The organism is Enterobacter cloacae complex sp. 277I4, assembly GCF_050031465.1.
GTDB classification, from domain to species: domain Bacteria; phylum Pseudomonadota; class Gammaproteobacteria; order Enterobacterales; family Enterobacteriaceae; genus Enterobacter; species Enterobacter cloacae.
Map to the genome: position 1 here is coordinate 59,642 of NZ_JBLGWC010000001.1, position 24,999 is coordinate 84,640.

The following is a 24,999-nucleotide window of genomic DNA, read 5'->3' on the forward strand; positions in this document are numbered from 1 at the left end:
CAGAAATGGTAAACCGGGAAATTACCTGTTCCCGTTAATTATTCACATGCGATTACTTCGCAGTGAAAAGCATATTTAAAATATTCTGATAAATCGGCTCTAATTGTTCTGACGGCACGTTTAAAGGCGTAAGCCGACGGTAAATTGTGCCTTCGATCATCACGGCGGTAATCTCCACGCAGCAGCGAATATGTTCATCACTTAAATGAGGAAACTGCTTTTTCAGGTGCGCACAGGCGTTGCTAAACATACGGGCCTCGGCTGCGGTTAACATGGCGGCCACCTGCGGATTACGCGTCGCCTCGGCGGACATTTCGAGCATCAGCGCATCGTCGTCTTCGTTAATCGTCTGACGCCAGGCGAGCGCCTGCGGCATGCCTTCCACCACCGTTTTGTCCTGCATTCCCTCGATACGGGAATCGATAATACGGCGGATCATCTCTTCAATAATCGCGTCTTTGTTACTGAAATAACGGTAAATTTGCCCGACGCTGAGTTTCGCCTCGCTGGCGATTTGCGACATACTGGCCGCATGAAATCCACTGGCGCGAAAGCAGCGGCGCGCGGCGGTGATGATCTCGTCCTGACGTTGTTTCTGCCGTTCTTCCAGTTTTGTGCTCATCGTCGATTACCGGGTAAAAAGTGAGAATGATCGTTCTCATTATACGTTTTGGGTGCGTATTGGAAAGGCTTTTTTTATTTACATATTGAATGAATATTTCAGGATTTAAAAAATGGAGGAAATAAGGAGTTTTTATGAAGGTTAACCTGTGAGATATTCAGATTGCGTGGAAAATAAGGAGAAAAATATGCACCTGAGCATAACAGAAAAAGTCACACCCGCAGAAAAAGAAGAGTTATTTGTGGGATTAAGAGCTTACAACGCCCAGTTTTTAGATATGACGAACTTTAGTGGTGATATTGGCGTTTACATGCGAGACGAAAAGGGCGTCATGCTGGGTGGATTAATCGGCGTACGAAAAGGTGAATGGCTGAATATTGATTATCTTTGGGTGAGCGATACCGTACGGGGAACAGGCGTGGGCAGCCAGCTTATCAAAACGGCGGAAGAAGAAGCCAGACGTAAAGGCTGTACACATGCCCTGGTCGACACGGTCAGCTTCCAGGCGCGTCCGTTTTATGAAAAACAGGGGTACCAGCTGCAGATGTCTTTGCAGAATTATCCGTACCCAGGCATGCAGCGTCATTATCTGACGAAAGCGCTTTAGGCCCGGTTCTGCATTAGTCATTCCGCTATTTATTGCGAGTCGCTTTCTGAAATTGACGCGTCTCGCTTGCCTCCCTTGAGGGCGATGGCACATGCTTCGGACTGGTCATTCAACCAGGGAGATAGCAATGAAACGTACAGCAAAACTCTTCAAAAAGGGGCGACGTCAGGCAGTGATGTTGCCTGCTGACTTCATGTTTGATACGGAGAGTGTTTACATCCGACGAGATGAGGAAGGGAATGTCATCTTGACTGCGAGATCGGAAAAGGAGCGTCACAGAGATAATTTTTTACGTTTATTGAAGCAGACTGATGTTCCTGATTCTTTCCTGAGTAAAGAGGAACGCAATCAGAGCTATACAACAAGAGATCCATTTGAAGGGTTCTAGAAAATGCTGCATATGTTGGATACAAACATAGTAAGCCACCTCGTCAGGCAACATCCCGGGGTGATAAAGCACTATTCTCGCACCCCAATAGAAAAAATGTGTATTTCAAGCGTGACGGAGGCTGAACTGCTTTATGGAATAGCCAAAAAGCAAAGTGACAGATTACAAAAAACAATACTTGAGTTCCTTAAAACCATCACTATTTGCGACTGGGACAGTGAAGCCGCAGCAACGTACGGTGAACTCCGCGCAGAAATGGAGAAGAGAGGGAGAGTGATGGGCGATCTCGATCAACTGATCGCTGCGCATGCTCTTAGTCGGGGTACAACAATAGTGACCAACGATCATGCATTCAGAATGGTGCAGGCGCTTGCCGTTGAGGACTGGACAACAGCGTCGTGATCGCCGATGCCTGGTGGCGCAGCGTCACCCGGCAATAGACCGCATATAACCTATCCTTCTTATTGATTCCTTTTCGGTTTTTATTTCACCGCCTCGTTGTCGATATAGTCACTGAAACGTTCATCAAAAGGATAGGTCTTGTGAAACTTCGATTGGGTGCTCTGGTTCTCGCGGGTCTGCTGCTGGCAGGATGCGATCAAAGTGGCAGCGATGCCAAACACATTAAAGTCGGCGTAATCAACGGCGCGGAGCAGGATGTGGCTGAAGTCGCCAAAAAAGTGGCAAAAGAGAAATACGGTCTGGATGTGGAGCTGGTCGGGTTTAGCGGTTCGCTGCTGCCCAACGATGCCACCAACCAGGGAGAACTGGATGCTAACGTCTTCCAGCATCGTCCGTTCCTTGCAGAAGATAACAAGGCGCATAACTACAAACTGGTTGCCGTAGCGAATACCTTCGTCTTCCCGATGGCCGGTTATTCCCGCAAAATCAAATCCGTGTCTGACCTGAAAGACGGGGCGACCATTGCCATCCCTAATGACCCCACCAACCTCGGTCGCGCGCTGCTCCTGCTGCAAAAAGAGAAACTGATTACCCTGAAACCGGACGTGGGCCTGCTGCCAACCGCGCTGGATATCACCGCTAACCCGAAAAAACTGAACATTATGGAGCTGGAAGGGGCGCAACTGCCGCGCGTGCTGGATGACCCGAAAGTGGATGTTGCCATCATCAGCACCACCTATATCCAGCAAACCGGGCTTTCCCCGGTGCATGACAGCGTCTTTATTGAAGATAAAAACTCGCCGTACGTGAACATCGTGGTGACGCGCGAAGACAATAAAGACGCAGAGAACGTAAAGGAATTTATCCAGTCCTATCAGTCACCGGAGGTGGTGAAGGCGGCGGAGACCATTTTTAACGGCGGAGCGGTGCCGGGCTGGTAATGCCCGCGGGATTTACACCGTCACGCTGGCATCTATCCGGCTTTCCGGCCAGAGGAAACCCTGGCCAAACCGTGCTCCTGAGACGCAGGCTCGCTGTAAGTCCTGCGCGGTTTCAATGCCTTCGACGACAACAGCCCGGGCAATCTTCTCTCTGACGAAGTGAACCAGTGCGTCAAAGCGGGCGGGAGAGCTCAGCTCTGAGCGGTCCAGCTTGATGCCATCTACCGGCAGAGCAAGACGCGCATAGTCGTCTGCCAGTTCCTGAGTCAGATCATCCAGCCAGATTTTCCAGCCCGCCGCCTTAAGCTGAAGTAGGGCGTGATGGATGCCGCGTTGCTCTGCGGCACTCATGCGGGTCACGGTTAACGGATCCTGAATTTCTATCGTTAAGCGCTGCTGGTGACGTAGCGCAAGCAACAGGTCGATGGCTTTAGCATCAAGCAGCTGGTCTGCCGGGAGATTAAGCCAGTACTGGCCTTTGTCCGGCATCTGCAGCAGCGTATTGGCCTGCCAGAAAAAAATTTGCAGCGCGCTGCGGGTGGGCAGTGAAGCGAAGAGTGCGTCAAGATTCACGTTGTGGATCTCCACCAGAACCTCATGCGCCACCGCCTGGCCGGAATGCAAATCGACTAAAGGCTGAAACCGCAATCCGGTGATGGCATGCAGCAGGGGAGAGGGAAGCACGGTGTACATGACAAGACCTGCAGAAAAAAAGGTTCCCGCGGACACGGGAACAAAGGCAAACGACACACGGTCGGGAAGTTAATTCAGGATCCAGCGAATGCTCTGATAGAACGAGGGGCCCCGCACGGCCTTCAGCTTATTCATGGCATTGTTTTTGTAGAAATAAACCAGCCTGACGTTGCAGCCGAGCTGACGGGCAATTTGCTTGGTTTTCAGGTTACATGAGTAACCTCGCAGCACGCTCGCTTCCTCGTTGGAGAGCCTTGCAGGGCGCTGCCGCGTCGTAATGCTCACGTTGTAATGGTTTAACGCTTTTGGCGTCTGGCTCATCAGGATTTGCCACATCGCCTTGATATCCCCCAGCGACACGCGCTTATTGATGACCCCATCCACATGCTTAAATTTCAGAAAACCGACGGATAACGAATAGATATAGATCCTCGCCGCTGGCTGTTTTTCTTTAATGCGCAGAATATCTTCATTGGGCGTAATCATAAAACTGCCGATATTCAGTGGATCATAAATGACGATGTCCCAAGTTTGTTCGCTGAGGAGAAAATCTTCAATATTGCTGAACCCATGGAAAATAACATCCCGATGCGCGTCAGGTTCACGGTTGCCAAGATATTGCAGGCCAATCATTGTGAACTCACAACTATCAATAACGGCCACATGTATTGTTTCTTTCATGGTCATTCTCCTTTAGTTGGGCACCCGGTCCGTGTAAGAGAAACAGTTATTTGAATCGTGCGGTCACCCATGCCTTTGTCGCGAGACATGGCATAAAATGTATGCCAGGAGAATGTATTGCGTAAAGCCAATCCCTTTTATTATCGAAAGATAAAATTCAAAAAATATTTTAAGGTGAGATCTAATATTTTTAATCTTCTTATAATATTAGAGATAGATTTTTATCCTGAGAAATGGCGTTTGTTAAGGTTTGATATGGATAACACGCTCTTTTTATGGGGTTTTTAGGCGGGGTTTTAGCACGTTTTGGGTGTTGGTTCGCCACTTGTGTTGCTTCGCCAGGAATTTTAGCCTCCCGGGCGTTAAAATCCTGGTGGGAATAAGTTGTGAGCATGGGCTTATTACACTACTATCAGTCTCCTTTTATCGTGTTAATAATGAAATAATATGATTTTTTCTGAATTCACTCTCAGGATTATTGTGTTTTATCGGGTCAATATTCTGCAGGAGATGATAAGCGATGCGCTGCGTAAATTACTGCCTGAATATTCTCTGCAAATATCAATGGTGGAATCAACAGAACAGCTCTTTGATGCCATTAGCGACGGTCAGGTCGATATTGTTATGGCCGAGTTCAGTTATCTGTTTAACCATAAATCGTGGAGCGTACAGACCAGTAACCGGCTCAATATGTTATGTCATACGCACCACGTTAAGCGTGTACTTTTTGTGCCTGAATTACAGTACGGATTATTAAAAAGGGTGCTGGAGATGAAATACGAGCTGACCCTTTCCCTGCAGGACGAGCCCGGCGAGCTGAAAAGAGAATTACAGGCGCTGCTCAGAGCAGAAGAGGCCAGGCCGCGTGTCTCATCGTATCTGAAGGGAATGATGCGCGCTGGCGCGCGCTCGCGTTCGGTGCTTTCCGCCCGGGAGTGGGAGGTGCTGCATCTTCTGGTGGAAGGCTACACCGTGACCGAAATTGCCCAGCTGCGAAGCCGCTCGGCCAGTACCATCGCCACCCAAAAGCACAATGCGATGAAAAAACTCAACCTCACCAACCACAGCGAACTCATCAAATACCTGCAGATGGCGGGCCGGATCGGGAGTTAAGCGTCGATTCGCCGGAACGACAGCGTCCCGGCAGATGCGCATCAGGGGTAGATAATATTCAGCGTCGCCGTCGTATTGAGTTTGCCCTGACTGACCTTCGCCGGTGCCCAGACATAATAGGACGCCGCCATGGGCAGGGTGAACGTCTTGCTCAGTGCCCCGCCCGCCGCCACGTTGAACAGCAGCGTGGCATTTCCGCGGCTGGTGGTAGAGGTCGAGAAGATGACCGGCTGTTGCGGGTTATTCCGCTGAATCAGCCGCAGCCCCACGCCCTGTGCGGCACCGCTGCTGGTATCGACCAGTACGGAACTGTCGGTCGACAGCAGTTGCGTGCTGGAGAGGAACATCTCAATCGCCCGGTCAGACGTCCCGTTTGTCCCCAGATTCTGACAGCTCATATTGAGCGTAAAGGGCGTCAGCCCTGGCTGGGCAGAGGCGCTCAACTGTGGGATACCCAGCGTAGGTAAATGAACCGTCAGCCCCGCGTTGTCGAAAGAGCAGGTGGTCAGCTTCGGTGCATATTTGATGGTCATCGGCTGGCCAAACATATCCCGGTTATCGTATGGCCACTTAAAGCCGTTAAACAGCCACTGCACGATTTTCACCAGCTGATTGATCGGCCAGGTAATGATCTCCCAGAACGACATGCCGCTCATATCGCTGACGAACAAGACATCGCTCATGGTCGCCGTGTCCCCCGAGAGGGTCGTGCCACTCTGATCAACCAGCGTAAAGCGCACGGTAAACGGCGTATTCAGTTCTGAAGCCGTATGGTTACCGCTCGCGCTCAGCGTCTTGTTGGGATGCGTGCTGGTGATCTCCGCCCGCACCCTGTATTTGTCATTGCTGAAGCCCAGAATGGTGGCGTACTTACTGTCGGTCGAGAGGATCGGCGTGTAAGAAAACTCGCTGTTGCCGGTTGAGCAGTTAAACGAGCCGCTGTACTGGGTGCTGAAGCTCCCGGTCCAGGTCGGCGTGGCGGGCGTCAGCTTATCCGACAGATCGACGCTGATCGGCGGGCCATAGGAAATACTGCCCCCGGAACAGGTGGCATAGCTTGCCCCGCTGACGCAGGCGAGAAACAGAAAGGTCAGTAACCGTATCATGTTGATGTTCCGTTAGTAATGGCAAACAGAGGACGGGCTTTCCAGTCCCCACGCCGGTGCGGCGATAGTGCAATTTCCGCCACGCAAATGAACGCTAAGCTCACGTGGTGGTTGTTCCGCGCGAATGTAGAGCACGCTGGCCTGGCCGACATAACCCACCGACTCGCCGCGCTCGTTCAGCACTTCGGTACCAAACGGCAACGGTGCCCCGTCCGGGCGGGTGGCGCGCAGCATCCAGGACTGGCGCTGGTCGGTATCGAAGCGGATATAGTTCACCGCGCCATCGTAAGGGGCGACGTTAGCGATGTTGCCCAGCACTTCTGCCCCGCGGCTGTTCGCCGTTTCGGACAGGGTGATGGCATTTTTACGGTACGGCGTGGCGTAAGGCACCAGCGCCACGCCATCACGGTTGGTCACGATACTTTCGTCGCCGTTAACCATCAGCCCTTCCGCCTGCGGCGCATCGACAATGGTCATGGTGGAACCGGTTTCGTTGGAGGCAAGCAGATGCCACGGCACGGCCACCAGGCTGCCGCGCCCGTTCAGCCCCATCTGGCGGTAGTCGGAGGATTCACTGTAGGAGCCGCCAAGCGTCGCGAAGTTTGCCCGGTATGCGGTGTTCACGCTGGCGGTGTTGTTCCCGCCCCGCGCATTGCTGCCGGAGAGCGTATAGCTCAGGCGGTTCGACGCCAGCGCGTTGCCGCTCATGCTGATATTGCTCTGTTCATAATGCGAGTCGCTGGCCGTCAGGCTGGAGGTGACCCACGCGTTGTTATCAAACAGCGAGAACGGCAGGCTGAGGGAGAGGTAAAAACGCGTCTCTTCTTCACGCTCGCTGTTGCGCACCCGGCTGGCGGAGACGGTATAGCTGGCCCGGCCGAGGGCGTTGGAGTAGCCGGCCTGATATTCGCGCGAGGTTTGGCGGGAATTCCAGTAGTCGCGCTGTGTACCCGAGATAAACACCGTGCCCCAGTTATCGGGCAGACGCTGGTTCAGGTTAAGCGTGAAGGTGTTTTTAGGCTGTGCGGCGCGCAGTGCATCCCAGGTGCTCATCGTCATCTCCGGGGCGACCCCGAAGCGATCTTCATACTCGTCATACTGTGCTTTCAGGCGTTGATACCCTTCCCGGGAGTAAAGTGCGTCGCTAAAGCTGTAATACCCTTTCGTGGAGTAGCGGTAGGCCGCCAGCGTGAAGTTGGTGGCTGTGGTATCGATAAATTTACTGTACGACACGCGAAAGCTTTGGCCGCTGTCGGTTCTGTCCTGCAGCGTGGTTTTGGCGTGGGTGACATCCACGGATACCGCGCCAAAGGGCAAATTCCAGCCGGTGCCGATAAGCCCCGCCTGATAATTATCGCTCACGATCGTGCCCGTATAGCCGGTCATCAGGTTATTAAAGCCATAGCGCAGCGTGGCCTGCAGGAACGCCGGGTCCGCCTCAAGGGTGTTTTGATGAACCTTTCCCGCCACCACGCTGTACTCGCTCACACCCTCTTTGAGCATGCCGGGCACGGCAGAGAAAGGCACCGTGAATGATTGCTGGGAACCGTCCGCTTCGCGCACGACCACCAGCAGGTCGCCCGCTGAACCGGTCGGCTGAATGCTGTCGAGGGTGAACTGGCCCGGCGGAACGTTTTCCTGATAGATGACGTTACCGTTCTGCATTACCTTCACCAGGGCGTTAGTGCGCGCCACGCCGTGTACCACCGGTGAAAAGCCCTGCTGCGAGTTAGGGCGCATTTTCATATCGGAGGCCAGCGACACGCCGCGCACACGAAGGGAATCAAACAGATCGCCGGGAATATAAAAGTCGCCCAGCGTCAGGTTGGATTTCAGCGCCGCCAGCGGGCGGCGCAGGTAGCGGGTGTTATTCTGCCAGCTGCTGTCACCGCTGGCGGATTTGCGCCAGGTACTGCTGTCGCGAAACTGCCAGCCGAGCAGGTTGGCACCGGAATCCAGCCCGGCGTAAAAATCATCGTTGGTCTCTTTGGCGGAACCTTTCGTTCGCGTGTTGTACCAGGTGGTGTTCCAGGAGAGCATCAGCGCCGGGATCCCTTCGTCCCAGAACTGAGGGGCAACATAGCCCTCTTCGGTACGTAAGACGGCCGCCTGTGGCACGGTGAGTGCCAGACTCAGCGTGCTGGTGTCCGTTTTTACCTCGCCGCCCTGAACCAGATCGTGCAGCTGCACCTGGCCGTCAGTAATGGCGGGGGCCGGAATCGCTTTGGTGTTGATCCCCAGCATAAGCGCGTCTTTCCAGGCAAGGCGAACGTCATCCTGTTGCTCGCCGTAGGTCACCGTATAGCGCCCCTTCCAGTCTCCGTTGACGTAAATATCCATCTCCTGGGGACCGGCTGGCATGGCGTTGTTTTCGTAAAAGCGTGACAGATCGGACTCACCGGATGCGCCAGCAAGCAGGGAGGTATCAAACGTTACCGCACCTGATTTATGCGAAAGCAGAAGCGAGCAGACAGCCAGCATGCAGAGCCTGTTTTGTTTCATTTTCATGGTGAGTCTTTCCGATCACTGGCTGGTGAGCGTGCGGGTTTTATACGCACCCAAATCGTCCACATACATCAGCTGGTAGGTTTGGCCGCGTTTCACCGCGTTTTTTGTTGCGACGGTGAGTTGACCAAAGGGCGCGACCATCGGTGATTCCTGCAGTAATTTGGTTTTGCCCTCGGAAATATTGGCAACCGTAATATGGAAAGGGCTGTCATTAACGATGCGGAACTGTTTACCGCTGGCAATTAGCGTCAGTTTCCCCGTTGCGTTATCCAGCGTGCCGGTTAACGAGGCCGGGCGATAAAACATTTTGATGCGTGATTTAATCGCCAGCTGAACGGTATTCTGGTTTTGTATATTTTCCGGCTTTGGCGGAATGTCGAGCACGTTCAGGAAAAAGACCGATTCGCGATCGCCCGGTAAATTCGCTGGCAACTTTTTTATCCGCAATTGCTGACCATTATGTTCGCTGACCTTCACCACCGGTGGCGATAACAAAAAAGGAACGTTTGCCGTTTCCGGGGTGGAGTTAATATCGCCGTCATCAATCCAGGATTGCACCAGCGCAGGGGCATCACCCGTATTGATTAACTGAACAATGACCTCTTTGTTTTTCTCAGGATAAAGAACACGCGTGCCATTAATCACAATATTGGCCCATGCGTTGCCCGCGCTGAGCAGCAGAGATGCCAGCATAATAATCTTACGCATATTGGTAACCTTAAATACAGGCTTCGCCGGGACGAAGCCTGATTAACTGAAATTACAGGTAGGAAATGGTGTAGGTCACGTTAGAGCTCAACGCACCGACCGTTGCAGCAGCGGCGTTGGTTTTATAGTAATAAACGTCCAGCGTCAGCGTTTCTGAATCTGGCGCCGCTGAGGTACCCATAATGCTGGTGGTATAAGCCTGGTTCAGCGTAACCGGCGTAGATTTACCTGGTTCAACTAAGGCGAAACCGACATTACGCGCCACGCTGGCGTCGTTTTCATTAACGCTGTTATTCAACAGGTATTTGCCGTCGGTAGAAATATTATCGGCGCTGGAGAAATACACTTTCAGCGGCGTACCGGTCGTACCTGCTGCTGGCGTACAGCCAGAGAAGGTTAACGAAATGGATTTTTTATTTTTTGTAATCAGGCCAACCGTTGTTCCGGCATCCTTAACCGAAATGGGGGAGAGGGCGACGGTCATATCCGCGCTTTTCCCGCCATTAATCGTACAGGTGGTATCGGTAATAGCACCGGTAAAGTTAATTACGCCACCCGCTGAGTTATCTGCGGCAATGGCGTGAGTAGAGGCAATGGCTGCGCCAAGCACAGATACGGTCATGATCGTTTTGAACATGATAAACTCCATAATATTTTGTTTTATCGAAGAAAGAATGTTTCCCGGCTGCGCAACACACTGTGACAGGCTTACGCGCATCGCGACCTGAGTACGAGCCTTGACGATATTATGTTGCATCAAAAAGATACATAACAAAACATTATTCCGTTAATATTAAAATAATGAGATTATAATCTTGCTATAACGTTCTTTTAAGGATCATAACCTAAATGCCTTCATTCGAAGGTCTTAATTAATGAATTAATAATTGTTAATTTATGAAGTTTTCTATGCGGCGTGCTCAAATAATATTTGATGACTTGACCACACCCTCTTTAGACCTATTATTGCGAGGGAAATACAGTCGTTTATAACAGTGGTGTAACAATCATATGAAGTATCTTATTGATCTCGCAATGCTTTATGAAGTGGACTCCGGTGTGATCATGATAAATGGAGAAGAGGAATCTTCCATTAAGTTATCAAATCAGGCGGCACGTTTGTTATATGAACTCATCATTAATAATGGTAAAACCCTCGACAGGGACGACCTGATTAAGAAAGTCTGGGAAGACCGGGGTTTTTCCGGCTCCTCGGTCAGTCTTAATGTTGCCATAAGTGAAATTAGAAAAGCTTTTCGGAGTTTAGGACGTGACCCGCTACTGATTAAGACCATTCGTGGAAAAGGTTTTAGCCTGGCCGCGCATATTGAACATCATACCGTCAGGCCGCCCGTGGCCGCTCCGGAAAAAATGATGACGGAAACCGTCGATATTGTGACGCAGCAGCGAGACCCGCCTGAAGGTTTGCGTCGTCGGGACAGCGGCTTTACCACCCTGTTCGTGATGGCGCTGGTGGCAATAATGGGTATTGCCGCGCTGCTGTTCTATCAAAATATGCGCGTCGCCGATCGTCCGAAGGAGTCCGATATCTATCGGCTGGGCAAAATTGACCGCTGTACGGTTTATCTTATCGATAAGAACATGTATCAGCCGCTGCAGGTCTATCTTAACCGCGCTAAAGAGGCGATCGCCCGTCAACATATCGACTGCGAACATCAGGCTGCTGATGCCTATTATTCAAAATTTAAAAAGTCACAGCTGGAAAATGATTTTTTGGCCGTCTGTTATCTGCAGGATGGCGCCGATAGCTATAAAAATTGCATCTCTTACAGAAGCCTGACAGGGAGTTAAGATCATGTCGAAGAGACAGATGGGTATATTATTGGGCGTGGTACTGCTGCTTTCCGTTATCGTCATTGCCGTGCTTTACCCGAAAAGAACTCAGGAAGTGGGATTTGGCTGTCAGTCTGATACGGTTTCCAGGAAAAACTATTCCACGGGAGAGTCGACCGCCCTGTCGTTAACCACGCTGTTTCTGTTTAATGGCAGCGATATTGTCACGGTGATCCATAAAGGGGTATTCACCCGCGGCGACAAACGTTATTTGATTGACCGAAACTATGTCCTTAACGTTGAGAAAGTTGCTGGCAGTGATATTTACTATATTAAAGGAAAAAAACTGCAGAAATCTGATGATGACATTGCCCCGGATGGAATTGTCAATGAGCTGCTAATGGACAGTATCGACTTCTTTTATGTTACCCGGGTTAAAGGTCATGCCTGGCTAATTAAAGGGCTGGTATTACCAATAATGATGTGCGTGGCTGTACCCACATCCTGATATTCTGCAGAATGACCAGAATAGATGTTTATCTATTCATCAAAGAGTCTCAATTTTATTCATTATGTAACAACAAGATGCAAAAGCAGGCGGATATTTTTCATCTTTTGCTTTAAAGGGAATGAAATTTTCTGTATTGCCTCGTTATTTTTCGGGTGACTATACTTCGCCCCGAAAAAGGGGCTCCCCTTTTTTAAACATCTGGATTCTTTTTTGAAGGACTAAATAAATGAATAAACTGAACGCTATCGTTCTGGGCTCACTGCTGTCTCTTTCTGCCCTGAGCGTTGCTCATGCAGCGGAAACTACTGCTTCTGCAACCTGGCAAGCTTCTGCAACGAAAGACAGCGATTCCGATCTGGTTGTCACCCCAACACGCGCACTGAATTTCGTTTATAGCGCAAACACGAAAGCCTTTAACACCGACACCGGTCTGTTTGATGTGGCTATTCGTGGCGATCACTCTTCTGCAACCAGCTTCAAACTGGAAGCTATCGTTGATGACTCTGACAACACCCTGTTCAGCGTTGGCGGCGAAGCAACCAAACTGAAAGTGGGCGCGCGCTTTGGCGGGACCGATCTGGGCTCCATCGGTGGCACAGTGGGTACGAAGTCAACGGCATGGACTACCCTGGTTGACTCTTCAAACAACACCGGCGTCTCTTCTGGCCTGTGGAACCTGACCACCAGCGCAGGCGCGACGGCAAACACCGAAGTGACCGGCCAGGACAAGTTTGTGTTCTACGTCGATTCTGCACAGGACAGCACCGGTGCGGCGAAAGAGTTCAAAGACCTGACCAACAGCCTGTGGGAAGGTACTGTCTCCGTTGCGTTCCGCGCAACCTGGGGCTAAGAGCTGACAGTTACAGGGGCGTAAGCCCCTGTTTAGGGAAATATCATGTTTAGCCTCAAACCCATCTTCTTCTCTTTATTATTTATTTCCTCCTCCGCGCTGGCGATTAATGTTGGCAAAGTCACCACCATTATTCCTGCCGATGCGGATTCCACCGCCAAGGAATTAAAAAACGAAGCGGACAGCGTGCGCATTATTTCCATCAGCGCCCAGCGTATCAGCAGCCCGATGGATGAAGGCGTGGTGATTAATCCAGAGCAAACCGACGAGCTGCTGCTGACGCCCACGCGCATGGTCATGCCCGCCGGAACCAGCAATATCGTCAAATTTTACTATCACGGTAAGGCCGACGATCGGGAGCGCTATTACCGCATTACCTTCATTGATGAAGGGGTCAGCGAAGATCTCGACAACGGCACGCAAAAGAATGGCAAAGGGATGACCCGCGCCGTGGTGAGCACCATTCTGGTGGTCCAGCCCCGCAAGAAGAACGTCGATTTCGTCTACGTGGCCGGGAAGATCACCAATAAGGGCAATACCGCGTTTCGCGTGAACGCGAGCGGAACTTGCCTGAAACCCAACCCGGAATCGCCGACCACGCCGTGCGTCAAAAACTTTTACCTGATGCCGGGCACCTCCCGCGCGATCGACGATATCAACGTAACGGACAGCCATTTTCATCTCGGAATTTGGGACCTGAAACAGTTCATTCCTGTTAAGTAAGGATGCATGGTGAAAAATAAATTAGTGTTGCCGGTGATGATGGCGTGCACATCCGGCCTCTTGCCCGCGTATGCGCATGCGGCCTCCAGCTCCGTGGTTATCGCTAATTACCGTTTTCCCGACTCGCTCTATGCCCTGCTGGAGCAGGGGATCAAAATCCCCGTTTATCTGGTCAATACCCGCCCGGGTGCAGTGCAACAGGCGGGCAGCACCGGTGACGTGAGCGAGTATGTCCGTATTGGCGACGTAACGATCTACGCAGAAGACCGGCAGCTCGGGCTGCGCGATGTCCAGGTCCAGGAGTCAGACAACGGTATTCGCCTGTCAAAAGAGATGCGGACGCTGCTGCAAAGCATCAACGGCAAGCAGTTTGACGACCATATGCGTATTCCGGTGAGCGCCGGGTCGGCGTTCGAGCTGGATCAGAAAAAAATGCGCCTGCTGCTGAACCTCTCCCAACGTGACTACGGGGTCAATATTCGTCCGCGTGAGGTGGATATCGATGCCCCTGAATCAGACGATCTGAGCGGCACGCTCTCCTATAACCTGGGGGCGTATCACACCGAGAGCGGCTACGGCGACAGCTGGTCATCCGGCTATCTCAACGCCAAAAGCTGGGTCTCGATGGGGGTCGATCACCTGCTGGTCGATGGCTCGGGCTACGTTAACGAGAACAGCAGCGACACCCAGATGAACGCGGTGATGTGGGAACGTGACTATCAGGGCATGCGCTACGCCGCCGGGATGTTGAACGGCTGGGCGATGCAGTCTCTCGCCAGCGTCAGCGGGATCTCCGGCGGAGAGGTATACGGCGTCTCCGTGGGGAACCAGGCCAACTCGCGTAAGCGGGACAATACCCTCTCCCTGACGCCGATCGTGGTCTATTTCCCGACCGCCGGAGAAGCCCGCATTCGTCGTGACGGCCAGCTTATTGGTATTCAGCGCTTTGACGTGGGTAACCACGAAATCGACACCAGCGCGCTGCCCTACGGGATTTACAGCGTGGAAGTCGAGGTGGTCAGCGGCAGCCGCACCGTGTCACGGAGCATGTACACCGTGAACAAACCTTTCACTAACAACGTGTCGGAATCGCTGCGCTGGCAGACGTGGGGCGGGATTTATAGCCGCGACAAATCCGTCGTCAACTATAAGAAGTACGCCAAACGGAAAAACGAGCAGGACAACAGCTACTACTACGATTACGACACCAAACATAAAGACACCATGTCGCTGGTCGGCGCCTCCTTCAGCAAGCGCAGCGGGATGGTCGACTGGAACGCCTCCGGCTATATGATGCGCGAACATGTGGTCAGTGAACTGTGGGCCTCCCTGAACCTGACCGGGTACTTCTCGGTGAATACCCAGACGATGGCCGCCTCTGACGGAACGTACCGCGCCAACTACGGGGCTAACGTCAGCCTGCCGTGGAATATCGGTTCGGTCTGGTACTCGCATGAGCAGCTCTCCAGCGGCAAGTTCCTTGATATCTATGAAAACAAAGGCAACACGTGGGGGGCATCGTTCAGCCTGCCGTCGTTTGGCCTGCCGTCCGCCGGCAACCTGAGCCTGATGCGACAGGAAGACGACGTATACCGCTATAAACGCTATCAGGTTGACTACTCCCAGGGGCTGTATGCTGGTCGTTACGGTACGGCACGCCTGCGGGTGGGGATGTCGCGCAATAAATACGAAGGCTATTACGAAGAGAAAGACCGCTACGTGATGCTCGATTTCTCGATCCCGCTGGGTAACACCGTCTCGGTGGGCGTTTCCCATAACCGCGATACCGGCACGGCGCTTAACGTCAGCGCCAGCCGCCAGTTCGAAGGGGATTACCTGAAGTCGGTTACCGCCAACGTTTCACGAGCCTTCAGCAGCAACCAGGATCGCACCGTGAGCGGCGGGGGCAGCGTGAGCTTCGACACGCCGTGGAACAGCAACATTCTGAGCGTGCAGAGCGGTACCAGCAAAGGCTGGAACTCCACGCTGACCAGCGACGGCAGCGTGGGCTGGTCGAAAGAGGCGGTTGCAGCGGGTAAAGGCACCCACAGCGCAGGGGTGATCGTCAGTACCGGGCTTAAGTCCGACGAGTCGCTCACGCTGAAGCTCAACGGCCGCACGGAGCGCATCAAGGGCGATAAAACCTGGCTGTCGTTACCGGCCTATCAGGCCTATGACCTGGAGGTCATGAACAGTGAAACCGGCACCGAAAGCTATGACATTGGCGCAAATGCCCGTCGTCATATCACGGTTTACCCGGGGAACACGGTGGTGATGAAGCCGCAGGTGAAAAAAATCGTCACCCTGTTTGGCCGCCTTGTTGATGCCAACGGTAATCCGGTGAGCGCCACGCAAATCAAAAACCACGTGGGTCTGACCCGCACCGAAAACGACGGTCGCTTCGTGATTGACGTGGACAAGAACAATCCGGTGCTCAGCATTGCCACGCCGGACGACAGCGTCTGCGAGGTGCGTCTGGATATTGCGTCCAACCGTGGCGCGCTGTGGCTTGGGGACATCTCCTGCGATAAAGGCGATTTCGTCTGGCAGGAAGCAAAAGGAACACGGGAACGTGACGATGAAAAAGATATTCGCTCTTAATCTGCTGCTGATAAGCGCGGCGGCGCAGGCGCAGCAGATGCCCTATTTCGCGATCAACAACCCGGACAACAACGGGACGGGCAACACGGCGGCGCTGTTCAGTCTGAACAGCACCTCCACCGCGTTTTTACACGGCTCGCGGGAGTGGCCCACCCTGAGTGCGAAAACCAACAACGGGATTGCCACCTATATTCCGGACAACAGTTTTAACGGCCCGGCAGGCAGCCCGCTGACCATCAACTTCAGCGTCACTGGCTCCAGCGCCTCGCCGTTCTTTAAGGGCACCGCGTGTTCGTCAAGCTGTGGTACCACGGGCTATACCGCGACGACCAGCTATACCGACACGTCCATGGTGGTGAAACCGCCGGTCATTGAGCCGGGCACCGCTTATGGCCGCTGGGTGCTGGGGGATCCGTTCTTTGATTATCTGCTCAATGCTGCACCTGGCAACGAGGTGACGATTACCTCCACGCCGCAGATCTCCTCTATCGGCAAGGTCACCACCACCAACACGCTGCATAAGGTCGGCACATTGACCATGACCAACTCGCGGGCGCTGGATCTGGGCATTGACCCGATCAGCGGCGAGGTGACCATTGTGGATGGTTCAACCGGGGCGACGTGTACTAAATACACCCGCAATACGGTGTCGGGTGTGCTTTGCGAACTGCTGGAATACACCTTTGTCGGGGAAGATATCACCGGCTACAACCCGGGGCTGGCGCTGACCTCGTCCCGCGTGAACGGCGTGCTGCAATCGCACATGAACGGGGGGACGGGGCTGGCGGCGGAAATCACCTTCGATGAGAGCAACTGGTACAGCATCTCCGGCGGCATCCTGAGCGACACGCGCGTGCTGGCGAATACCTTCCTCGCGGCGCCGCAAAAAAACGGCGGCAAGGCGTACCTGAAAATCTTCCTCCCGAAGGCGCTGATTTTGAGCGTGGCGCAGGCGGGGGATGGCAACAACATCGGCAATATCGTCAGCCTGTGCCTGACGCCGGGTAACAGCTCGCTAGCGGCGGATTTCTGCTTCCAGCCGGGGGGCGGGCTGGTGATTGACCCTATCCAGCCAGGCCTTGCGATCGTGCCGGATAACCCGGATTACACGCTCGACCCTAACGGCCTGGGCGGTTCCGGGAAAGGCACGATTGGCGAGGGGCCGATAGAGATCCCCTACACCATTACCTACAGCGGCGCGCAAAAAGATGCCGCGATTGCGGTCACGGTGAAGGTCACCGGGCCGACGCAGAGTCTGAACGGCGTGGACTACTGTGCCTTTAGCGGTAACGGCTTCACGGTGCCTGTTCCCGGTAACGTGCTGCTGGGCAAAAGCCAAACGCTGAAGGCGCATAACTGCAAAGGCGAGGCGCTGTCCATTCCCGCACCCGCCACCCATGCGGAAGAGTGGGACAAGATAAGCTCAGGCGTGACGGACATGTGGCTGTGGAAAACCCCGCTGGTATTGCAGTTTGTGATGAACAACCCGGTATCGAAAACCACCTATGACGGTAATACGTGGTTTGGTGAAGTGACGGCTCAGGGTCGAATTGATGTCAGTGCATCCTGGAATTAAACGTGTATGACTGGAAAATTCCTGGCTATTTTCGCAATAAATTGCTTCATTTCCGCAAGCGCAAATGCTTTAATTATTGAAAATCTAAATATTGATTTTCTACCTGAAAAAGAAGTTGTTTTTCAGCCAATAAAAAACGATACCAGCGTACGACAGAATTATACTGTTTCGCTTATTCAGGTTGATGTCCCAAAAGAACACGGGAAAGAGACTGAAATAAAAGATGGCGAGGTGATTTTCTCGCCAAAACAGTTAACTCTGGAGAGCGGCGAGCGGGCCGGGTTTAAGTTTTATTATACCGGCCCGCACGACAGCAAAGAACGCTATTATCGCGTTAAATTCACCGAGACGCCGCTTCAGGCGCGGGTTGTGATGAGCAAAGGCCAACGCATTCAGTCGGATGTGGTGGTTTCGCTTGAGGCTATTTTAATTGTCCGACCATGGACAAGGCATTTTGATTATACGTTTAGTAACGGGGTGGTGAGTAATACCGGGAATACCTGGTTTAAATATGTCTCTTCTCAGGGATGTAGCTCACAATATAATGACTCAAAATATCTTCCACCGGGTCAACGGCTGGAAATAGATAATTACGCGCAGCCCGCAAGGCGGATGATTATTTATGGAAATAAAATCATCCCGCTTACGCGCTGCCCGTAACAACCGCTTTCCTTCATAAAAGGAAATTATCCTTTGGCGCAAGCTGAAGATTTACAACTACAGGAGAATAAAATGAAAGCGATTTCATTCGTAGAAGCGAAAGATATTATCGGTGGTGCATTAAACCCATTCGCTGGCCTCGTTAAAGGTGCACAGCTGGGTTATGACACCGGTGCAAGCATCATGGGCATGGTAGGCGGCGTGGTTGGCGGAATTCTGGGTGGCGCAATGGGCTTCCTGGGTGCGCTGGTTGGCAGCTACAACTAATTCAACGAACAGGAAGACAATCATGCAAGTTATCGATTTCAAAAAAGCACAGGCCATCATCGGTGGCTGGGATCCGTTTGCTGCTGCCCTTCAGGGCGCGAGCGCAGGCTATAACGCAGGCAGCCAGATGTTAGGCGCGCTGGGCGGCACCATCGGTGGTGTGTTTGGCCTGGTGGGCGGCTTCATCGGCGGCTTCTTCAGCGCATAAGTTATCGACCTATGCTTATGGCCCGCTTTGCCGGGCCATTTTTTTATTTCAGCCACGGATAATTATGTTTTCGCTTTTTCAGTATAAAAAAAAGGGTAAGACACCCGTTATTCGCCAGCATGAATATACCGAATGTGGGCTGGCCTGCCTGGCGATGGTGCTGGGGCACTATGAACACCACGTCTCCGTCAGCCAGCTGCGCAGGGAGCTTACCGTCTCTGCCGACGCGGGCACCTCGATGGCGGAACTCATGACCCTCGCCAGCGATAAAAATATGACGGGCCGGGTGCTCAAGGGCGAAATCACTGAAATTGAAAGTGCCGAACTGCCGCTCATCGCCTTCTGGCGCGGCAATCATTTCGTGGTGATCGTGAAGGTTGACGGGCGCAGCGTAACGGTCCACGACCCGGCCAGCGGCGTGCGTCGCTACAGCCTCAAGGAGGCGCAAAAACTCTTTTCCGGCTACGTGCTGGAGCTGAAGCCGACGCCGCGCTTCGACAAAAAATCCCCTGACGAGACGCTCACGCTGGGGCGGCTGGCCAATAAATCCCCGAGCTTGTTTCAGCGGCAGGTGCTGCTGTTTGTGCTCTCGATTTTCACCCTCATCACCATGCTGGCCAGCCCCACTTACGTGCAGCTGATCATGGATGAGGCCATCTCGCGCAACGACAACGATCTGGTGATCTTACTCACCGCCATTTTCGCTATCGTCTTTATTTTTGAAGTCATAGGTAAGTTCCTCAAGCAACTGCTTGAGATCCTGATGCGTAACATCGCCTATGACGACCTCAGCCAGTCGGTTCGCCGCTATATGCTGCGTACCCAGACCGGCTGGTTCCGCAGCCGTCCGCCGGGCATTGTGCTGGCGATTGAAAAATCGCTGCATGCCTGTGCGGAGTTCATCAGCAATGGCTATGTGCAGATCCTCTTTTCCAGCCTGATCGCCTTCACCAGCCTGCTGTTTATGCTGCTGTATAACGTGAAAATCGCCGTGCTGACGATGCTGCTGATGGGGGTGTTCTTCCTGATCCGCTTTTCGCTGATCGGCCCTTACCAGCGCGCGGTGGACGACTCCATCGAGCGCACCGCAAAGTATGAATCGCTGCTGGTGGAGACGCAGAAGGGGATCATCACCCTGAAGGCTAACAACATGGAGCAGGCCCGGGACGCGGTGATGGATAAATCCCAGCGTGAGCACATCGCCGGGCTGATGCGCAAAGAGCGCCTGCTGGCCCGCTTTGATGTTGCCTCGCTGCTGGTGATCAACGCCGAGCAGCTGCTGGTGGTCTGCTTCGGCGCGTGGCTTATCCTGGAAGGGCAGATGAGCATCGGGATGCTCTACGCCTACATCAGCTACAAACGCTATTTCTCCGACGCGATGGTACAGGTGGCGCAAAAGCTGCTGGACAAAAATGCGCTGAAAGGGCCGCTGGATCGCGTGGGCGACCTGCTGTTTGCCCCCTCTGAAGCCAGCCAGTTTGGCCGGAAGATTGTGACTTCACCCGTCAGTCTGGCCTTTGAGGATGTCTCTTTTGCTTATCCGGGACGTGAGGCGACCCTGCAGCACATCAACATGACGCTGAAGCAGGGCGAAGAGGCGGTGATTGTCGGCCAGAGCGGCTCCGGGAAAACCACGCTGCTGCGTCTGATCTCCGGGATGTTGCTCTCCACATCGGGCAGTTTGCGGATCAATGCGATCCCGATCACCGAGTGCGATCTCTCCTCTTTGCGCCAGCATATTCGCATTGTGCATGCGGACGATATTCTCTTTACCGGCTCCATTCTGGATAACCTCTCCTGCTTTGATAGCGCGCCGGACAAAGAGCGGGTGATTGCTGCCTGCCGCCTGGCGGAGATTGACCACGTGGTTGCGCGTCTGCCGCACGGATACGAAACGGAGCTGCTGCCGGGAAATACCTTTTTCTCCGCCGGCGAGATGCAGCGTCTGGTGCTGGCGCGCGCCCTGTACAGCCAGCCGAAGCTGCTGCTGTGCGATGAAGTGACGGCAAACCTCGATAAAACCACGGCGCAGAAGGTGCTGGCGAACCTGCGTGGCCTGGGGATTGGTATGGTGTTTGTCACCCACTCGCCGGAGGTGGTGGGCTGTCATGGACGGCTCTACACCATGGAAAATGGCACGCTGCGGGAGAGTGAGCAATGATGTTTCTGCCCCGTCTCTACGCCCGACTTTGCGCCCGGCAGGCCGGACGCACGCTGCTCGCAAGCCGGATCACGCAAAACTACAGCCAGTTTATGCGCTGCCCGGAGACTGACGTCCCACCCGATTTTTTGCGCCAGAACGCCCTGGAGATGAGCGGCTTTCATTTTGTCGAGCAGATCTTCCCGCCCGCGCTGTGGCGGCGCAACGTGCGTTTCGATCTCCACGCCCGGGTGGCGGCATTTACCCGCGAGCAGGATTTCTATTCTCAGCCCCGCACCCTGCTGCTGGGCATGCGCTGGGCCGGATTTGGCCTGATCGCGGATGCGCTGCTCGCCACCGCGCCAGACGACGTGCGCTTTCAGTTTGTTACCCGCCTTCCCGCGCTGCACAAGCTGATGGCGGCACACGAGGAGCGGCGGGCAGGGGCGTTTTTCGCCCCGCACCGGCTGGTGACCGTGCTGCTGGTGGATGAGCGCCTCCCGGATGCGCCGCTGTTCATGACCCAGGCGGGCGACCAGAAAGCGTGGTTAACGGACGTGTCGACGCGCTTTTTAACGCGCTACGGATATGTGATTCGTACGCTGCTGCCCGGCTGTTCGCTGCACTCGGCGGAATTTGCGCTGGAGAGCCAGACCTATGCCCCTGCGGAGTACCGTCAGGCCGCCACCGCCACGCTGAACGCGTTGCGTAAAACCCCCACGCTCTGGAGTGCATGGGACGATCTTTCAGTGATTTATCATGGATGACATGTCGTGAAATTAAGAAACCGAAACCGACAACGTCGGGCGCTGATCCCGCACCATTTTTCAAAGAGCTACGAGATCAACGCCCCGCGGCTGAAAGGCGTGTTAACGCTGTTTATCTCCTTTTTTCTCTGTCTGCTGGTCTTTTCGATCGTCTTTAACTTTTCGGAAACCACGCTGGCGCGCGGGGTGCTGATCCCGGCCCAGGGGGATGTGGAAGTGCGTGCCAGAGAGTCCGGCACCATCGTGGATTTTGCCGTACGTCCAGGCCAGTACGTGAAAGAGAATGACCCGCTTTTTACCGTGTCGCAGGACTACGGCGGCAAGCAGGGCTCGGTGGTGCAGTTCGATCGCCAGCAGATGGAGGCGGAGAAAAAGCGCAGCGAGCAGCGCGTGCAGACCATTGAAGATTCTATCGCTACGTACCGGAAAAACCTGGCGCAGCAGCTGGATATTGCCGACCGGCAGATTGTGGTATCCCGCGACAAAGTGAAAAAGCTGCGTGCGTTGCTCAAAAACAGCACCGATACCTATGAGGCGTGGAAAGCGATATCCGGGAAAGGCTATGTGTCGAAGGTCGATCTGGATAAAAGCCACAACGACGTGCTCAACGCGCAGCTTAACCTGACGCTGGAGGAGAGCAGTATCCTCGATCTGGAGGCGCGCAAAACCAGCCTGACCGACAGCACTCAGTCGCAAATCGACTCCCTGAGCCAGGAGCTGCTGTACGTGAAAAACCGGATCAGCGAAATTGACCGCAACCTCTCCAGCCGGGGCAGCTCTACGATGGCCATGCTGGCCCCTGCCGATGGCTACGTGGTAGCGATCAACTTCCCGCCGGGCCGGGCCATTACGCAAAACAGCGAGGTGGTGGTGGTGATCCGTAAAAACACCGCCGCGTCGATGGAGGGGTACCTCTATGTGCCAGCCACGGGCGTGGGCCGGGTGGCGAAAGGGGATAAGGTGAAGCTGCGCTTTGACTCCTGGCCAGTGGATAAATATGGCTCGGTGGAGGCCACCCTGTCTGATTTTTACGAGGTGAATATTGATGCGCATTCGGCGCTTATCCCGCTGCAGGAGGGGCAGAACTACTATCTTGCCAAGGTGCGGGTGCCTTCCTGGTTTACCGATCCGGACAACAAAAAGCGTCTGCTGATGGGCGGGATGACAGTTAACGCCGATATCGTTATCGATCGCAAACCGCTTATCAATCTGCTGATTGCGCCGCTGGAGCGGGTGCGTAAACGGTTTATCGATTGACCCGATTTCATCGTTCATCGCCCATTAGCCCACAGGCTAACGCCGGGTCGCGGGCTATTCTCCTTATCACACGCACAGGAGAATAGCCCATGAACATCACTCATATTCGCAATGCCACCCAACTGATCACGTATGCCGGTAAACGTTTTTTGATCGACCCGATGCTGGCCGCAAAAGACGCTTATCCCGGTTTCCCCGGCACGGCGCGGGCCGAGATCCGTAACCCAATGGTTGAACTGCCCGTTGACGTCAGCACGCTGCTGGACGCTGATGCGGTGATCGTCACCCACACCCATGACGATCACTGGGATCGCGCGGCGGTGGAACTGATCGCCAAAGACAAACCGATCTATGTGCAAAACGATCGTGATGCCGCGCTGCTGCGAAGCCAGGGTTTTGATAACCTCACGGTTATGACCGACGAGACCACCTTCGGTGATATCCGCATCGCGAAAACCCACGGCGGCCAGCATGGTACCGATCGCGCGTACGCGGTGCCGGAGCTGGCAGAGCGTCTGGGCGAAGCCTGCGGTGTGGTTCTGCGCCACCCCGACGAGAAAACGCTCTACATCGCGGGCGATACCGTCTGGCGTGATGCGGTGGCGGCCGATCTGCAAAAACACCAGCCGGATGTGGTGGTGCTTAATGCCGGATACGCGCATGTGATCGGTTTCGGGCCCATCATTATGGGGGAACAGGATCTGCTCAACGTTCACTTCCTGCTGCCGCAGGCAAAAATTGTGGCGGTCCACATGGAAGCCATTAACCACTGCCTGCTGAGCCGCCGCGCGCTGCGGGAATACGTGGAAGCGAACCAGATCGGTGATGCGGTGAGCATTCCCCAGGACGGCGAAACCGTTATATTCTGAGCACCAAAAAGGGAAGGAGAGACAGATGCCACTTATCAACGTCGCGATTGTCGCGGTGGACGGGTTTAGCCCGTTCCACTACTCCGTTCCCTGTATTCTGTTTGGCGACGCGGTTTCCGGCGAAAAGCGCTTTAACGTGACGATCTGCGCCGAAAAACCCGGCGTTCTCACCTCAAAAGAGGGCTTTGCCCTTAACGCGACGCAGGATTTTTCAGCCATCGCGCAGGCGGATATTGTGGTGGTGCCCTACTGGCAGCACGTGCTGGATCGCCCGCCTCAGGTGCTGCTCGACAGCCTGGTGCAGGCAAGAGATAACGGTGCGGAAATCGTCGGGCTGTGTCTGGGGTCGTTTGTGCTGGCGTATGCGGGCATTCTCGACGGCAAGCGCGCGGCCACCCACTGGGAGTTTGAACATCACTTCCAGTCGCTTTTTCCGCGCGTCCAGCTTGATATCAACGCCCTCTATGTGGATGACGACAATATTATTACCTCCGCCGGGACCGCCGCCGCGCTGGACTGCTGCCTGTATATCATCCGTCAGCGCTTTGGCAGCGTGGTTGCCAACCAGATCGCCCGTCGGATGATTGTGCCGCCGCACCGCGAAGGCGGTCAGGCGCAGTTCATTGCCCAGCCGGTGCCGAAGGACACCCGCGACGCACGGATTAACTGCCTGATCGACTACCTGCAGCAACACATTACCGAGCCGCATAATCTCGACTCGCTGGCGAAGGTGGTCTCGATGAGCCGCCGCACGCTGACCCGCCATTTTGTCAACGCCACCGGCATGACCGTGGCCGACTGGCTCACCGCCGAGCGCCTGCGGCGCAGCCAGATCTTACTGGAAGCCGGCAATATGCCGATTGAACGCGTGGCCGAGCTGGTGGGGTTTAACTCTGCGGTGACCTGGCGACAACAGTTTAAGGCGCGTTTTGGCGTCAGCCCGACGGAGTGGCGCAAGACGTTTCGTATTCAGCCGTCTGTAGCCAGGCATGATGCGACATGAAGTA

The 24,999-nt window shown here is 54.1% G+C and carries 26 protein-coding genes; 19 read left to right on the top strand and 7 right to left on the bottom strand.

Annotation, left to right across the window (positions count from 1 at the left end; all coding sequences use genetic code 11):
* Positions 1-52 precede the first annotated feature (52 nt).
* The gene (locus ACQG19_RS00285) at positions 53-622 is read right to left on the bottom strand and encodes a TetR/AcrR family transcriptional regulator (protein WP_013094828.1); all 570 of its coding nucleotides are present in this window, start codon (positions 620-622) and stop codon (positions 53-55) included.
* Positions 623-809: 187 nt separating this feature from the next.
* Here ACQG19_RS00285 and ACQG19_RS00290 point away from each other — a divergent pair, with 187 nt between their 5' ends.
* The 4 genes from ACQG19_RS00290 (at position 810) to nlpA (ending at position 2,960) form a co-directional block, all read left to right on the top strand.
* Positions 810-1,229 carry a GNAT family N-acetyltransferase gene (locus ACQG19_RS00290; protein WP_246932286.1) on the top strand — a complete coding sequence of 140 codons (420 nt, stop codon included), beginning with the start codon at positions 810-812 and terminating at the stop codon, positions 1,227-1,229.
* A 127-nt stretch (positions 1,230-1,356) separates the two neighbouring features.
* Entirely contained in the window at positions 1,357-1,617 is a 261-nt protein-coding gene (locus ACQG19_RS00295; RefSeq protein WP_020686447.1) for an antitoxin, read from the top strand.
* Between the two features lie 3 nt (positions 1,618-1,620).
* Complete coding sequence (locus tag ACQG19_RS00300; protein WP_020686448.1) at positions 1,621-2,019, top strand: type II toxin-antitoxin system VapC family toxin; 399 nt, start codon at positions 1,621-1,623, stop codon at positions 2,017-2,019.
* Positions 2,020-2,159: 140 nt separating this feature from the next.
* On the top strand, positions 2,160-2,960 hold the full coding sequence (nlpA, locus tag ACQG19_RS00305; RefSeq protein WP_130626912.1) for a lipoprotein NlpA: 801 nt from the start codon (positions 2,160-2,162) through the stop codon (positions 2,958-2,960).
* A gap of 12 nt (positions 2,961-2,972) precedes the next feature.
* Here nlpA and ACQG19_RS00310 read toward each other — a convergent pair whose 3' ends face one another.
* Both ACQG19_RS00310 and ACQG19_RS00315 read right to left on the bottom strand, forming a co-directional pair.
* Complete coding sequence (locus ACQG19_RS00310; RefSeq protein ID WP_058650563.1) at positions 2,973-3,653, bottom strand: EAL domain-containing protein; 681 nt, start codon at positions 3,651-3,653, stop codon at positions 2,973-2,975.
* 69 nt (positions 3,654-3,722) lie between these two features.
* Positions 3,723-4,334, bottom strand: a complete 612-nt coding sequence (locus ACQG19_RS00315; RefSeq protein WP_080348043.1) for a helix-turn-helix transcriptional regulator — start codon at positions 4,332-4,334, stop codon at positions 3,723-3,725.
* 447 nt (positions 4,335-4,781) lie between these two features.
* On the opposite strand from ACQG19_RS00315, the gene ACQG19_RS00320 reads away from it, so the two are divergent.
* Positions 4,782-5,447 carry a LuxR C-terminal-related transcriptional regulator gene (locus ACQG19_RS00320; RefSeq protein WP_130626913.1) on the top strand — a complete coding sequence of 222 codons (666 nt, stop codon included), beginning with the start codon at positions 4,782-4,784 and terminating at the stop codon, positions 5,445-5,447.
* A gap of 41 nt (positions 5,448-5,488) precedes the next feature.
* Here ACQG19_RS00320 and ACQG19_RS00325 read toward each other — a convergent pair whose 3' ends face one another.
* The 4 genes from ACQG19_RS00325 to ACQG19_RS00340 are packed head-to-tail and all read right to left on the bottom strand — an operon-like array spanning position 5,489 to position 10,406.
* Positions 5,489-6,553, bottom strand: coding sequence for a fimbrial protein (locus tag ACQG19_RS00325; protein WP_013094835.1), 1,065 nt, complete (start codon positions 6,551-6,553; stop codon positions 5,489-5,491).
* A gap of 12 nt (positions 6,554-6,565) precedes the next feature.
* Positions 6,566-9,061, bottom strand: a complete 2,496-nt coding sequence (locus ACQG19_RS00330) for a fimbria/pilus outer membrane usher protein (RefSeq protein ID WP_246932284.1) — start codon at positions 9,059-9,061, stop codon at positions 6,566-6,568.
* A gap of 15 nt (positions 9,062-9,076) precedes the next feature.
* Positions 9,077-9,769: a fimbrial biogenesis chaperone gene (locus ACQG19_RS00335; protein WP_246932282.1), complete on the bottom strand. Its 693-nt coding sequence runs from the start codon at positions 9,767-9,769 to the stop codon at positions 9,077-9,079.
* 52 nt (positions 9,770-9,821) lie between these two features.
* Complete coding sequence (locus ACQG19_RS00340) at positions 9,822-10,406, bottom strand: fimbrial protein (protein WP_013094838.1); 585 nt, start codon at positions 10,404-10,406, stop codon at positions 9,822-9,824.
* Positions 10,407-10,780: 374 nt separating this feature from the next.
* On the opposite strand from ACQG19_RS00340, the gene ACQG19_RS00345 reads away from it, so the two are divergent.
* The 14 genes from ACQG19_RS00345 (at position 10,781) to ACQG19_RS00410 (ending at position 24,995) form a co-directional block, all read left to right on the top strand.
* Entirely contained in the window at positions 10,781-11,581 is an 801-nt protein-coding gene (locus tag ACQG19_RS00345) for a winged helix-turn-helix domain-containing protein (protein WP_038418292.1), read from the top strand.
* A gap of 4 nt (positions 11,582-11,585) precedes the next feature.
* Positions 11,586-12,071, top strand: a complete 486-nt coding sequence (locus ACQG19_RS00350) for a hypothetical protein (RefSeq protein WP_013094840.1) — start codon at positions 11,586-11,588, stop codon at positions 12,069-12,071.
* 229 nt (positions 12,072-12,300) lie between these two features.
* Positions 12,301-12,924 (top strand): common pilus major fimbrillin subunit EcpA, encoded by a 624-nt coding sequence (locus ACQG19_RS00355; RefSeq protein ID WP_013094841.1) that lies wholly within the window; start codon positions 12,301-12,303, stop codon positions 12,922-12,924.
* Between the two features lie 45 nt (positions 12,925-12,969).
* A complete protein-coding gene (locus ACQG19_RS00360) occupies positions 12,970-13,647 on the top strand; it encodes a fimbria/pilus periplasmic chaperone (RefSeq protein ID WP_020686458.1) in 678 nt (225 codons plus the stop codon).
* 6 nt (positions 13,648-13,653) lie between these two features.
* The gene (locus ACQG19_RS00365) at positions 13,654-16,248 is read left to right on the top strand and encodes a CS1-pili formation C-terminal domain-containing protein (RefSeq protein ID WP_246932280.1); all 2,595 of its coding nucleotides are present in this window, start codon (positions 13,654-13,656) and stop codon (positions 16,246-16,248) included.
* Positions 16,226-17,824 (top strand): hypothetical protein, encoded by a 1,599-nt coding sequence (locus ACQG19_RS00370; protein WP_038982468.1) that lies wholly within the window; start codon positions 16,226-16,228, stop codon positions 17,822-17,824. The genes ACQG19_RS00365 and ACQG19_RS00370 overlap by 23 nt, the downstream gene beginning before the upstream one ends.
* Positions 17,825-17,830: 6 nt before the next feature.
* Positions 17,831-18,484 (top strand): hypothetical protein, encoded by a 654-nt coding sequence (locus ACQG19_RS00375; RefSeq protein WP_246932279.1) that lies wholly within the window; start codon positions 17,831-17,833, stop codon positions 18,482-18,484.
* Between the two features lie 72 nt (positions 18,485-18,556).
* The gene (locus ACQG19_RS00380; protein WP_013094846.1) at positions 18,557-18,751 is read left to right on the top strand and encodes a hypothetical protein; all 195 of its coding nucleotides are present in this window, start codon (positions 18,557-18,559) and stop codon (positions 18,749-18,751) included.
* 22 nt (positions 18,752-18,773) lie between these two features.
* Complete coding sequence (locus ACQG19_RS00385; protein WP_013094847.1) at positions 18,774-18,959, top strand: hypothetical protein; 186 nt, start codon at positions 18,774-18,776, stop codon at positions 18,957-18,959.
* 64 nt (positions 18,960-19,023) lie between these two features.
* Entirely contained in the window at positions 19,024-21,120 is a 2,097-nt protein-coding gene (locus ACQG19_RS00390) for a peptidase domain-containing ABC transporter (protein ID WP_246932277.1), read from the top strand.
* Entirely contained in the window at positions 21,117-21,866 is a 750-nt protein-coding gene (locus ACQG19_RS00395) for a hypothetical protein (RefSeq protein ID WP_046888806.1), read from the top strand. The genes ACQG19_RS00390 and ACQG19_RS00395 overlap by 4 nt, the downstream gene beginning before the upstream one ends.
* Before the next feature lie 6 nt (positions 21,867-21,872).
* The gene (locus ACQG19_RS00400) at positions 21,873-23,123 is read left to right on the top strand and encodes an HlyD family secretion protein (RefSeq protein WP_013094850.1); all 1,251 of its coding nucleotides are present in this window, start codon (positions 21,873-21,875) and stop codon (positions 23,121-23,123) included.
* 89 nt (positions 23,124-23,212) lie between these two features.
* Positions 23,213-23,992 carry an MBL fold metallo-hydrolase gene (locus ACQG19_RS00405; protein WP_061771466.1) on the top strand — a complete coding sequence of 260 codons (780 nt, stop codon included), beginning with the start codon at positions 23,213-23,215 and terminating at the stop codon, positions 23,990-23,992.
* A 25-nt stretch (positions 23,993-24,017) separates the two neighbouring features.
* Positions 24,018-24,995, top strand: a complete 978-nt coding sequence (locus ACQG19_RS00410; protein ID WP_246932275.1) for a GlxA family transcriptional regulator — start codon at positions 24,018-24,020, stop codon at positions 24,993-24,995.
* Positions 24,996-24,999 lie beyond the last annotated feature (4 nt).

What these genes read in the sequence shown, in the direction of transcription:
- ACQG19_RS00285 (WP_013094828.1), bottom strand. Translation starts at nt 622, where the DNA reads ATGAGCACAAAACTGGAAGAACGGCAGAAACAACGTCAGGACGAGATC.
- ACQG19_RS00290 (WP_246932286.1), top strand. Translation starts at nt 810, where the DNA reads ATGCACCTGAGCATAACAGAAAAAGTCACACCCGCAGAAAAAGAAGAG.
- ACQG19_RS00295 (WP_020686447.1), top strand. Translation starts at nt 1,357, where the DNA reads ATGAAACGTACAGCAAAACTCTTCAAAAAGGGGCGACGTCAGGCAGTG.
- ACQG19_RS00300 (WP_020686448.1), top strand. Translation starts at nt 1,621, where the DNA reads ATGCTGCATATGTTGGATACAAACATAGTAAGCCACCTCGTCAGGCAA.
- ACQG19_RS00310 (WP_058650563.1), bottom strand. Translation starts at nt 3,653, where the DNA reads ATGTACACCGTGCTTCCCTCTCCCCTGCTGCATGCCATCACCGGATTG.
- ACQG19_RS00315 (WP_080348043.1), bottom strand. Translation starts at nt 4,334, where the DNA reads ATGAAAGAAACAATACATGTGGCCGTTATTGATAGTTGTGAGTTCACA.
- ACQG19_RS00320 (WP_130626913.1), top strand. Translation starts at nt 4,782, where the DNA reads ATGATTTTTTCTGAATTCACTCTCAGGATTATTGTGTTTTATCGGGTC.
- ACQG19_RS00325 (WP_013094835.1), bottom strand. Translation starts at nt 6,553, where the DNA reads ATGATACGGTTACTGACCTTTCTGTTTCTCGCCTGCGTCAGCGGGGCA.
- ACQG19_RS00330 (WP_246932284.1), bottom strand. Translation starts at nt 9,061, where the DNA reads ATGAAAATGAAACAAAACAGGCTCTGCATGCTGGCTGTCTGCTCGCTT.
- ACQG19_RS00335 (WP_246932282.1), bottom strand. Translation starts at nt 9,769, where the DNA reads ATGCGTAAGATTATTATGCTGGCATCTCTGCTGCTCAGCGCGGGCAAC.
- ACQG19_RS00340 (WP_013094838.1), bottom strand. Translation starts at nt 10,406, where the DNA reads ATGTTCAAAACGATCATGACCGTATCTGTGCTTGGCGCAGCCATTGCC.
- ACQG19_RS00345 (WP_038418292.1), top strand. Translation starts at nt 10,781, where the DNA reads ATGAAGTATCTTATTGATCTCGCAATGCTTTATGAAGTGGACTCCGGT.
- ACQG19_RS00350 (WP_013094840.1), top strand. Translation starts at nt 11,586, where the DNA reads ATGTCGAAGAGACAGATGGGTATATTATTGGGCGTGGTACTGCTGCTT.
- ACQG19_RS00355 (WP_013094841.1), top strand. Translation starts at nt 12,301, where the DNA reads ATGAATAAACTGAACGCTATCGTTCTGGGCTCACTGCTGTCTCTTTCT.
- ACQG19_RS00360 (WP_020686458.1), top strand. Translation starts at nt 12,970, where the DNA reads ATGTTTAGCCTCAAACCCATCTTCTTCTCTTTATTATTTATTTCCTCC.
- ACQG19_RS00365 (WP_246932280.1), top strand. Translation starts at nt 13,654, where the DNA reads ATGGTGAAAAATAAATTAGTGTTGCCGGTGATGATGGCGTGCACATCC.
- ACQG19_RS00370 (WP_038982468.1), top strand. Translation starts at nt 16,226, where the DNA reads ATGAAAAAGATATTCGCTCTTAATCTGCTGCTGATAAGCGCGGCGGCG.
- ACQG19_RS00375 (WP_246932279.1), top strand. Translation starts at nt 17,831, where the DNA reads ATGACTGGAAAATTCCTGGCTATTTTCGCAATAAATTGCTTCATTTCC.
- ACQG19_RS00380 (WP_013094846.1), top strand. Translation starts at nt 18,557, where the DNA reads ATGAAAGCGATTTCATTCGTAGAAGCGAAAGATATTATCGGTGGTGCA.
- ACQG19_RS00385 (WP_013094847.1), top strand. Translation starts at nt 18,774, where the DNA reads ATGCAAGTTATCGATTTCAAAAAAGCACAGGCCATCATCGGTGGCTGG.
- ACQG19_RS00390 (WP_246932277.1), top strand. Translation starts at nt 19,024, where the DNA reads ATGTTTTCGCTTTTTCAGTATAAAAAAAAGGGTAAGACACCCGTTATT.
- ACQG19_RS00395 (WP_046888806.1), top strand. Translation starts at nt 21,117, where the DNA reads ATGATGTTTCTGCCCCGTCTCTACGCCCGACTTTGCGCCCGGCAGGCC.
- ACQG19_RS00405 (WP_061771466.1), top strand. Translation starts at nt 23,213, where the DNA reads ATGAACATCACTCATATTCGCAATGCCACCCAACTGATCACGTATGCC.
- ACQG19_RS00410 (WP_246932275.1), top strand. Translation starts at nt 24,018, where the DNA reads ATGCCACTTATCAACGTCGCGATTGTCGCGGTGGACGGGTTTAGCCCG.